Raw genomic sequence first — 1,978 nt, forward strand, 5'->3', positions numbered from 1 at the left:
CTCGGATCTCGGCGACGCCGATTGTGACGATTCCGATTTCGGCGACTCGGAGCGTGATGCTCCCCCGCCGCGCCCGCGCCGGGCGCTCTCGCCGGGCTTGCCGCGATGGCGGGTGCGCGGCTCGGCTTCTGCGGAACTCTCCGGCAGAGAGGCGAGGTCGCCCTCGGCCCAGGGAATCGGCTGGCCGATCAGCGACTCGATGGCGGCGAGCGAGCGCTCGTCGGCCCGGCTCGCGAGCGTGAAAGCGCTGCCCGAGCGGCCAGCGCGGCCGGTCCGGCCGATCCGGTGGACGTAATCCTCGGGATGATGCGGCACGTCGAAATTGAAGACGTGGCTCACCGCCGGAATGTCGAGGCCACGCGCGGCGACATCGCTCGCCACCAGGATCGGGACCTCGCCGGAGCGGAAGCCGTCGAGCGCCAGCGTGCGGGCGCGCTGGTCCATGTCGCCGTGGAGCGCCGCGACGTTGAAGCCGTGGCTCGCCAGCGACTTCTGCAGCAGCGCCACGTCGCGCTTGCGGTTGCAGAAGATGAGGGCGTTGTTGAGATCGACCTCGCCCCGGATGAGCCGGCGCAGTACGTCGCGTTTCTCGTGCCCCTCCGGCCCTACCGCCACGAGCTTCTGCACGATGGTGGCGGCGGTCGAGGCCGGGCGCGCCACCTCGATCCGCTGCGGGTTGTGCAGGAAGACGTCGGCGAGCCGCTCGATCTCGGGCGGCATGGTGGCGGAGAAGAACAGGGTCTGGCGCGTGAAGGGGACCATCTTCACGATGCGCTCGATGTCGGGGATGAACCCCATGTCGAGCATGCGGTCGGCCTCGTCGATCACGAGGAGCTCGACGCCGGTGAGCAGGAGCTTGCCGCGCTCGAAATGGTCGAGCAGGCGGCCGGGCGTGGCGATCAGCACGTCGGTGCCGCGCATCAGCTTGGCGTCCTGGTCACCGAAGGAGACGCCGCCGATGATCAGAGCCACGTTGAGCTTGTGGTTGGTGCCGTAGCGGTCGAAGTTCTCGACGACCTGGGCGGCGAGCTCGCGGGTCGGCTCGAGGATCAGCGTGCGCGGCATCCGTGCGCGGGCGCGCCCATTCTCCAGGAGCGTCAGCATCGGCAGGGTGAAGGCGGCGGTCTTGCCGGTGCCGGTCTGGGCGATGCCGAGCACGTCGCGGCGGGCGAGCACATGCGGGATGGCCTGGGCCTGGATCGGCGTCGGCTCGGTGTAGCCGGCCGCGGTGACGGCCTGGAGGACCTTGTCGCTCAGTCCGAGGTCGGCAAAGGACATATCGTTCAAAAAAACCGTTGCGCGCGGGAAATGGCTAAGGACCGGCGCGGAGGGCAGCGTCACGGAAGGCGGCGGAATGGACTTGCCTGGATGACAGGAAGCCGCCAGCCGCCGCGCAGACGCGTCGCGTGGACACTTAGAGCCTTGTCGGAGTGTGTCAATCGCCGCCCTCGCCGGCGAGCCGCGTTATCCGCCGCCTTGAGGACACACATCCCTCGCGACGGGCTGCAGGCATGGTGTCGTCTGTTCTCCCGAACGGGTCGGGACCGGGCGCGCGGCCTTGTGGTGTCGCGTAGGATTCAGGGTCGGCATCCGGCTCCCGACAGGATGCTGCCCTCTCTCTGCGAGACCTTTCGCGCACTATCCTGCCGCCATTCCGATCCTCGCAAGCATTCGGCTCACATCCGTCGTCGAAGCCGCTTCATGTCATGGCTCTCGTAGTGATGTGCGCCATCACACCGACGGTCGAGGACGGTCGTGACCTGCGGCTAACCTTTACCGTTCATTGACGGGTTAGCCCTTAAGAGATGACCTTGTTGCAGGAAAGCGACAGACCTCGCGGCTGCCAGGACCTACAAGCGCGGCGGCTTTCGCCAATCCCAGGACCAGTGGATATCATGAAAAGACTGCTTCTCGCCTCGACCGTTCTGGCCGGCCTGACTGCCGCCGCTTCCGCCGCCGATCTTCCGCGCCGCGCGGC

General features: G+C 67.7%; 1 protein-coding gene. It reads right to left on the reverse strand.

Going from position 1 to position 1,978, the window contains the following annotated elements; genetic code table 11:
* Positions 1-1,278, reverse strand: a 1,278-nt coding sequence (locus ACFE7U_RS14900) for a DEAD/DEAH box helicase (protein WP_375410505.1), incomplete at its 3' end; no start/stop codon positions are given.
* Positions 1,279-1,978 lie beyond the last annotated feature (700 nt).

This window comes from uncultured Methylobacterium sp. (assembly GCF_964251405.1).
GTDB lineage: Bacteria > Pseudomonadota > Alphaproteobacteria > Rhizobiales > Beijerinckiaceae > Methylobacterium.